At 45.0% G+C, this 7,567-nt stretch carries 9 protein-coding genes; 3 read left to right on the top strand and 6 right to left on the bottom strand.

The genetic code is table 11. The features are described 5' to 3' along the window. The first annotated feature begins 62 nt into the window (after window positions 1–62). A complete protein-coding gene (locus QUA02_RS32470) occupies window positions 63–1,394 on the top strand; it encodes an ATP-binding protein (RefSeq protein WP_333033837.1) in 1,332 nt (443 codons plus the stop codon). A 398-nt stretch (window positions 1,395–1,792) separates the two neighbouring features. Beyond that, window positions 1,793–2,215 carry an adenosylmethionine decarboxylase gene (gene speD / locus QUA02_RS32465; protein ID WP_332982819.1) on the top strand — a complete coding sequence of 141 codons (423 nt, stop codon included), beginning with the start codon at window positions 1,793–1,795 and terminating at the stop codon, window positions 2,213–2,215. An 84-nt stretch (window positions 2,216–2,299) separates the two neighbouring features. Here the strand turns inward: speD and QUA02_RS32460 are convergent, their stop codons facing one another. Continuing rightward, complete coding sequence (locus QUA02_RS32460) at window positions 2,300–2,905, bottom strand: hypothetical protein (protein ID WP_333033836.1); 606 nt, start codon at window positions 2,903–2,905, stop codon at window positions 2,300–2,302. Between the two features lie 145 nt (window positions 2,906–3,050). On the opposite strand from QUA02_RS32460, the gene queF reads away from it, so the two are divergent. Next, window positions 3,051–3,470: a preQ(1) synthase gene (gene queF, locus QUA02_RS32455; RefSeq protein WP_333033835.1), complete on the top strand. Its 420-nt coding sequence runs from the start codon at window positions 3,051–3,053 to the stop codon at window positions 3,468–3,470. Window positions 3,471–3,523: 53 nt separating this feature from the next. On the opposite strand, the gene QUA02_RS32450 is transcribed toward queF, so the two are convergent. The 5 genes from QUA02_RS32450 to QUA02_RS32430 all read right to left on the bottom strand — a co-directional run bounded on the left by QUA02_RS32450 (window position 3,524) and on the right by QUA02_RS32430 (window position 7,091). Beyond that, window positions 3,524–3,967: a retroviral-like aspartic protease family protein gene (locus QUA02_RS32450; RefSeq protein WP_333033834.1), complete on the bottom strand. Its 444-nt coding sequence runs from the start codon at window positions 3,965–3,967 to the stop codon at window positions 3,524–3,526. Window positions 3,968–3,996: 29 nt separating this feature from the next. Further along, on the bottom strand, window positions 3,997–4,158 hold the full coding sequence (locus QUA02_RS32445; protein ID WP_333033833.1) for a DUF2283 domain-containing protein: 162 nt from the start codon (window positions 4,156–4,158) through the stop codon (window positions 3,997–3,999). A 206-nt stretch (window positions 4,159–4,364) separates the two neighbouring features. After that, window positions 4,365–4,616 (bottom strand): DUF4258 domain-containing protein, encoded by a 252-nt coding sequence (locus QUA02_RS32440; protein ID WP_333033832.1) that lies wholly within the window; start codon window positions 4,614–4,616, stop codon window positions 4,365–4,367. A 63-nt stretch (window positions 4,617–4,679) separates the two neighbouring features. Further along, on the bottom strand, window positions 4,680–6,092 hold the full coding sequence (locus tag QUA02_RS32435) for a cytochrome c biogenesis protein (protein WP_333033831.1): 1,413 nt from the start codon (window positions 6,090–6,092) through the stop codon (window positions 4,680–4,682). A gap of 267 nt (window positions 6,093–6,359) precedes the next feature. Beyond that, window positions 6,360–7,091: a cytochrome c biogenesis protein CcdA gene (locus QUA02_RS32430; RefSeq protein ID WP_445305245.1), complete on the bottom strand. Its 732-nt coding sequence runs from the start codon at window positions 7,089–7,091 to the stop codon at window positions 6,360–6,362. Between the last annotated feature and the right edge of the window lie 476 nt (window positions 7,092–7,567).

Genomic DNA, 7,567 nt, shown 5'->3' with positions numbered 1-7,567 from the left:
ATCTCTTGTTTCATCTGTAGAAAGAATTCTTAAAGAATTTGGAGATAATTATGTAATTAATTTTGCTTAACTACTTACCTGAATTTTTGGCAATCAGCCAAGATGTCCGCGCTGCCGAAAATGCTAGTTCTGCCTACCTTCAATCCGAAATGCTGGCCACACCTGTGACTAAACTCAATCGTTTGCGAGAAAGTCTGGTTTTAGGCAAAAATCCAGCTTTAGCAACCAGCTTTGGCAGCATTGTGCAGCGCTGGTTGAGTATCTTAGAAACATCTCGAAAAACTCTAGAGGAAGCAGCTTTAGACTCAGCAGAAATCCCGCAAGCTTATGTCGCGGGGCCAGCCCTCAACCCAGAAAATTCTAACAGTCGCTTCAAAGGGCGTTTGGATGTATTTCGAGAAATCGAGTCTTTGGCTGTTTCCTCTCAACCACCAGTTTTGTTGCTGTATGGAGGTCGTCGCACCGGCAAAACCTCCGCCCTCAAGTTTTTACCTCAAAAAGTTGGCTCAGAATTAGTACCGCTGCTAGTCGATTTTCAGGGTTCAGCAATGACAACAACCTTGAGCGGTTTAGCCGAGTTTATCGCTGATGCCATCGCCGAAGAGGCGCGGCGCAACCGCAATTTGCAATTACCCGCGATTGACCGAGAATCGCTCAAGATAGAACCGTTTATGGCTCTCCAAAAATGGTTTGTGCAAATTGAAAGTATTGCACCGGGAAAGCGATTTTTGCTGTGTCTGGACGAGTTCGGGCGGTTGGAAGAAGTAGTCACAGATACCGGAAGCCGATCGCCCTTGAACTTTTTGCGCTACATTGTACAGCACCGCGATAACTGGATTTTGCTGTTCAGCGGTTCCCATACTTTGGACGAACTCAATCCGTATTGGAGCGATTATTTGATTAATACGCAATCTTTACGGATGACGTATTTGCACGAATCAGAGGCGCGGGATTTAATTCTGAATCCTGTTGCTAATTTTCCCGAGATTTATACAGAATGTGCGATCGACAAAATTATTTACTTAACGCGGTGTCAGCCTTATTATGTACAATTGATGTGTTGCGTACTTGTCGATCGCCTGAATGCAATCAATAGAAAAAATACCACGTTAAATCGGGAAAAACAAAGCAAATTAACAGCAGAGGACGTGCAGGCTGTGATTATCAAGAGTTTGGAACGAGGCGGGGTTGTATTTCGAGAACGGTATCAAGAGTTCACGGAATCCGAACGAGAGTTTTTGCATAAATTGGTCGATGAACCTGTTTTGTCGGTAGCAGAAAGTCGTTCGTGGCAGAGACTTGTGGATAAAGAAGTGCTGGAGGTGACTGAGGCAGGTTATCGTTTTCAAGTACCGCTATTTCAGAAGTTTGTAGAGATTCAAATTTGGCAATAACAGCCTCTGTGCACGAACATCCTTGTTTCTTCCCAGACTCTGTATCCGGTTTTTGGAAGCGAGGTAGAGCCTCTTCCCTAAAAATACCAAAGGACGATCAACCTTTTACCTAAATCAATCTCGATTTATGCACTCCGACCAAGAAACCGGGTTTTTACTTGATCTGTCGTCTGTAACGCAGTATTTTCGCAAAAACCCGGTTTCTCAGATCCTATGGGTATCTGTGCCCCGCGACCCGAGAGTTCGATCCTCTTCGAGAACTATACTAACGGTCGATATCGCAAAGCCTTCAACTAATCTTCATCTTTACTTTCGGAAACCTACTTGCAATTTTCTGAACACCGTGCTAACCTTAAAAGGTTTGAGATTTAAAATCAATAGAGGTAAAACCCCGCAGAATGAAACAATTGGGAACCCATCTGGTCGCTGATGCTTGGCAGTCTCCTGGAGACCTGCTCAACGATCCTGAACGTATCCGCCGCGCCATACTCGATGCGATCGAAGCCGGAGGAGCTACTCTCATCGATTTGTGCGTACACCAGTTTAGTCCTCACGGAGTGACGGCTACTGCTACTTTGGCAGAGTCTCATATAGCAATCCATACTTGGCCTGAACACGGTTATTTTGCTGCAGACTTATTTTTCTGCGGAGCCGGCGACCCTCACAAGGCCATGAAGGTGCTACAGACAGCTTTGGAAGCTAAACAGGTAAAACTCACTGAGTTTACGCGCGGTTTCGAGCCCGGGGTGGGCATCGTAGGTTCTGCTTGTGAAGAGCAGTATGCACCTCGTTTAGCAGAAACGAGTGCCGCCAGAGGATGATGGCCAATTAGCGTAACTTTGAACATTTTATGCTAGGTTTTGTTTAAAATCCCACGGCTCGGGCCGTGGGATTCTTGTTGCAATTTACTTCCCCTTCAATAAGGGGCGCACAACTAAATAACCTGCGCCGAAGGCGGCAATCACAATCAGAAAAATCGCGATGGCCAACCACAATCCGCTTAAGTCTGAGGCTTTTTTGGGTTGAGAGCGCACGCGGTAAGGAACCTCCGGCACCTCTGTAAATAATTTTTCTGGAAGTGGCTCCGGTATAGAAGGTGCTGTGGGTTCCGGTTCCGGTTCCGGTAGGGGGAAGGGGAAAGCCACTGTCTGAGGCGGTTGAGGTACGCTAGAGTTAGTCCGCGAGGTGGCAGGTGCTGGGGGGGGAGGTTCAACGCTGCTGAAATTGAATTTGACAGAGGGCATTTGAGGTATCCCTGTCTGGGTGAGGCTCTGAGCCGAGTTGACTACTTGCTGTAGCTGTTGGGATACTTGAACAACTGTTTCTACTTCTCGCCGCAGTTGTTGATTTTGTTGGACTAATTGCTGGTTGTGGGTTTTGAGGGAGTCGAGCATCGCTTGGGCCGCTTGCAATTCTGCCGTGACTTCTCGATAGAGGGAAATTGGTACCGATGGAGAGTAACTATTTGAGTTTTCAGGGGATGTATTGTCAGATAAGGTAGTATTTTGCATAATTGTAGATGGCGAGGGTGAACTTTTTTAAGTGTAGCCTGAGAGTATTTGCAATTAGATCGATCGCCACACAATTCGTCAAGATATTTGTTAAAGATATTAATAGTCAATTTAATTAAATGTTACAAGTTCTCAGTCGATCGCTATGAACAACTACGCAGCCGAACAAAGTATGTCCCAAAAGTCAAGCACCGAGGAAATTAAATACGGCGAACGCCAGATTTTGGAAGGGGAGTTAATTACTTTCCCGAATCCGCGAGTCGGGCGGCGCTACTTCGTTAACATTACTTTACCGGAGTTTACTTGCAAGTGTCCGTTTTCTGGCTATCCCGATTTTGCGACAATTCACGTTACTTACGTGCCGGACGAACGGGTGGTGGAGTTAAAAGCGCTGAAGCTGTATATTAACAGTTATCGCGATCGCTACATTTCTCACGAAGAATCGATCAATCAAATTTTAGACGATTTTGTCGCAGCTTGTTCGCCGCTGGAAGCGACGGTGAAGGGCGATTTTTCGCCGAGGGGGAACGTGCACACGGTGATTGAGGTGTCGCACCAGAAGTAATAGGCAGAGCCTTGAGACGTGCGTTCCCAGGCTTGTGCTTGGGAAGCAGAAATTCACAAAGCCAAGTGATAAGTATTTCTACCGCGATCGGGCAAAACGATTAATCGTTGGTTGATAATATCTGGTTGCAAACCCAAACTTTCTAAAGGAATCAAACCTAACAAAGAGTCTTCACCACCTGGCAATTCCATACAATTAAACTCTCCTTTTCGTCCCTCAACAGCCAGACTCAATCTCTTAAACAAACGTGCTTTTTGGACTCCGGCTGCTGTCTTGACTTCGACTTCTTCATCGAGTGTTAAACCTAATCGATCGATAATTGGTGCGGGTAAACAGAGGCGCGTAGCACCAGTATCAACTATGACATTCTCTAAGGTAACAGAACGAACTTGCTCAGCAGGTATAAATCCTCTTTCATGCAAAATTTCATCTACTAAGTTAGTGACTGTGATTGTGGCTGTAACTAAACCGATTTTCAGAGCTAATTTTTGTGACATAAGCTGATTTCGAGCGGCGAAAAACTGCTTTAGCGTGTCGGTATTTCTGCGGAGAGAGATTCTAGGGAGATAAATTGTTTGACATCTAATATTTCAATCAACACCAGTTCTCCGCTGCTAGAATAGTGCAGAATCATGTTCCCTTCATCTTCGGCATAAGCGATCGGGCAATCGGAAATTTCGATCAGCATCTACATCAGGGCTGTATCTAATCTTTTTCATATCTTGATCTCTTACCAGGACAAGTAATATAAATTCCGGCTGCGCCGGAATGATATAGAGGACACGGCAGTGCCGTTTCCCTACTCCAGATTAATTGTAGGGACACGGCACTGCCGTGTCCTGATTTCTCCAGATTAATTGTAGGGACACGGCACTGCCGTGTCCTGATTTCGGGTTATATTAATTCCGATGCAACCGGAATTGGTATAACTACTAAAATTTTATCATGATATTCTTGGTAAACCACTCTTAGGACAAGTCCATTCAATCTCTGTTGACAAATAAACTTTCCTTCACCACTAGCTTCTAACTTACTAGGGTTTCTAATAGTTTCAAAAATCAAATCTGTTGATATTGCAACCCCGCGACTTTTTAGAACCTCTATTTTTAGTAAGGCGTGTTGACTGAATTCAATCCTTTTTATCACCTTTATTTCCTGTTGAATTATCCATTTTTCGCCTGTGTAAGGTGCGCATTGCGCACCCTACGGTTAGCTTTGATTAGCTAAAGAAGTCTCGGTAATCGCACTTTTTCCCTCTGCTGTTTTCAATTCAGCCAACTTATCCAAAATCTCCACAACTTCTCTTTCAAAAGTCACCTGAGCGCGATTAGTGCGCCCGCCCACATAAAGCTTGCCGTTTTTTTCCAAAGCCCAAATCTGCGAGTGAGACAGATAGCTCATCAGCACGCTAATCATCAGCAACCCAAAGCCAGTATAGACGAGCGGAATTCCCGGATCGGCTTTAATTTGCAGTCCCGTGCTGCCTACAACTTCGTCAATGGCCAGCATCACTCCGTTAACTTCCACCGCTGTGCCGACGCGAACTGTAGTTAACAATTTGCCATCCGTACCGTACACTAACATCGTTCCTTGCAAGTCTTTTGCTAGCAGAGAAACTCCCGCGCTCAAATCTGGTTTAGTCGGAATCCAAGCACCCCAAATTCGGCCTTTACCTTGGGTGTCTAACTGAGCCATTGGCAGTTGCAAAACCGGGCTTTTGTTGAGGCGAACTCGCACGGCGGCTATTGCCCAATCTGCTTGATAAAATGTGACTCCCCGGTATCTCAGCGGCTCGTTAACGTGAATGGTTTTACGATCGACCTCTTGGCCTGTTTTGTCCAAAACTGACAGGTCAGAGTAAAATTGGTCGATCGCACCGCTCGGACTATAATCGATCCAGAACCGATTGACTCGCATCGACCAATCCTTCGGTATTTGCGGCCCGGCCCAAGGCCCCGCATCCATGATATTCTGCACCTGAAATGTTTCGCCGCTGGGAACCATTTCTTGACCGAGAAATCCCGTCATCGCGCCCCACATCGACCCAGCTAAAATAATTAGCATACTGGCGTGAACAATAATCGGCCCAATTTTACCAATTATGCCTTTGCGAGCATAAACTTTTTCGCCTTCTCGAAATATGCGGTAGTTTTTTTGCTGCAAAAGTGGTTCTAATGAACTTAAAGCAACTGTTTCTAATTCCGCACTGAGAGCTAATTTTTCAAACTGCTTCGGTTCTTCATAAAATTTCCAGCGACGGGCGGCTTTTAATGCGGGAAATTGTCGGGTAAATGTACAAGCTGTCAAGCTGCTGCCGAACAAAATTAGGATTGACAAAAACCACCAAGTGCGGTATACGTGGTCTAGTCCTGCAATGAGCACAACTTTCCAAGTTAGGAAGCCGAACAAAGCGGGGTGTTCTGGATAGTTAGATTGGTAAAAGGGTACTGATTGGCCTTGTTCGATGACTGTGCCGGAAATGCTGAAAAATGCGATCGTCAGCAGCAAGATAATTGCCAGCCGCAAATCTGCGAGCACGGGCAAGACTTCTCGCTTAAAAAACCTTTGAGGAGCAGTCGCCCAGTCGGATAGTTTAGATAGAAATACTTCTTTTGATGTCATGGGTAATTATGAAGGAAGAAGGAAGAAGGAAGAAGGAAGAAGGAAGAAGGAAGAATGGAGAAGGAAGAAAGAGGAGGGAAAAACAAAAAATGAAGAAAATATTATTATTTTAACTAGCCATTCTCAATCAATTTTGAATTCTTTCTCTTTTATTTCTTTCTTTTTTCGTGTTCTTACCGTATTCGCGTTTCGTAAAAAAACTTAATTCACGTATTCCGTAGTGAGTGCTATATCTCTAAATAAGGACTGAATTCCTTACTACGAAACTTACGCCGGAAGTATCCGGGAAAGCAGGGAGAAAACGCCAAATCCTACTAATAAAACGCCGCTGACTGGCGTAATCCAACTCGACCATCGACGCAATTCTAACAACTTTTTAATGCTGGCGGTAAAAGTACCTGCTATAATTAGCGGAGCGACGTAGCCAGCAGCGTAAAACAGCAGCAACACACCACCTAAAACTGTATCTCCGGTTTTGGAAACCCAAGCTAAGAGTGTAGCTAAAACTGGCGTGCTGCACGGAGACGCTACTAAACCAAAAGTTAATCCCAATAAGTACGATCGCACACCGGCAGGCAAATCTTTCGGCACCCACCCTACAGCGTCGAAAGACGGCATTTGCAAGGGTAAAGCTTCCAATAAATTCAGCCCCATTAAAATAGCGATAATGCTGACAACGATCGGCAAACCCAGACCAATTTTGCCGTAAACTTGTCCTGCAAATGATGCTACAATGCCCAAACCCGCAAGGGTGGTGGCCAATCCCAGGGAAAACCACGCCGACTGGGCTGCTGCTTGCGGGCGGCTTTTCGCTTCGTATCCGCCGATGTAGCCGATCGTGATCGGCAACATTGAAAGCATACAGGGCGTCAAGCTCGTTAGCAACCCCGCCAGAAAGATGACTCCGACGCTGATTAAACTGAGGTGCGTCAGTTGAGTATTCACTAAATTATTAGCAAATTGTGCGAGTTCGTAAAGTTGGGTTTGCAGGGTTTCCATCAGTCGATTTTAGATTTTAGATTTTAGATTTTAGATTTTAGATTTTAGAATTGACTCCACACTCGATTTTAGATTAAAGAATTGACTCTACAGATGAATCTGGGAGCTTAAACTAAATATCTAATTTTTTTGATTTTCACGACTTAAGTCGAGGGGTTGTATCTCTAGGCAGGTGAGTTCAGGCTCTATTTCAAATTGTAACAGATGCGCGCCGGTTCGGTTTGAGATTTGAGAGATATTTTAGCAAAATTGACTGGTTGGGAGTTGAAAGGTCGATCGCACCCTGGTTTAAATTGATATCTTGACACCATGCTCAACAAGCTGTTTGCAACGGGTTTTTGGCTTTATTCCACCAGGAAACTCATACATTGTGAAACAGGCCGGAAAAGCTGTTATTGACAGGGAGCGTGTCACTTTTGCGATGAGTATAAATACTCAGAAATACTAGGGCAGAGGTTTTGAGCTATTGTTGGGCA

Origin of the sequence: Microcoleus pseudofavosus SVA1_A4 (assembly GCF_036700565.1) — a bacterium.
Classification (GTDB): Bacteria; Cyanobacteriota; Cyanobacteriia; order Cyanobacteriales; family Microcoleaceae; genus Microcoleus.
The sequence above is the reverse complement of the archived record's forward strand: the minus strand, read 5'-3'. Positions and strand labels throughout refer to the sequence as shown.

Excerpts from the sequence above, each read along its gene's own strand:
- QUA02_RS32435 (WP_333033831.1), bottom strand. The coding sequence starts at position 6,092 with ATGACATCAAAAGAAGTATTTCTATCTAAACTATCCGACTGGGCGACT.
- QUA02_RS32445 (WP_333033833.1), bottom strand. The coding sequence starts at position 4,158 with ATGCTGATCGAAATTTCCGATTGCCCGATCGCTTATGCCGAAGATGAA.
- QUA02_RS32460 (WP_333033836.1), bottom strand. The coding sequence starts at position 2,905 with ATGCAAAATACTACCTTATCTGACAATACATCCCCTGAAAACTCAAAT.
- QUA02_RS32430 (WP_445305245.1), bottom strand. The coding sequence starts at position 7,091 with ATGGAAACCCTGCAAACCCAACTTTACGAACTCGCACAATTTGCTAAT.
- speD (WP_332982819.1), top strand. The coding sequence starts at position 1,793 with ATGAAACAATTGGGAACCCATCTGGTCGCTGATGCTTGGCAGTCTCCT.
- queF (WP_333033835.1), top strand. The coding sequence starts at position 3,051 with ATGAACAACTACGCAGCCGAACAAAGTATGTCCCAAAAGTCAAGCACC.
- QUA02_RS32450 (WP_333033834.1), bottom strand. The coding sequence starts at position 3,967 with ATGTCACAAAAATTAGCTCTGAAAATCGGTTTAGTTACAGCCACAATC.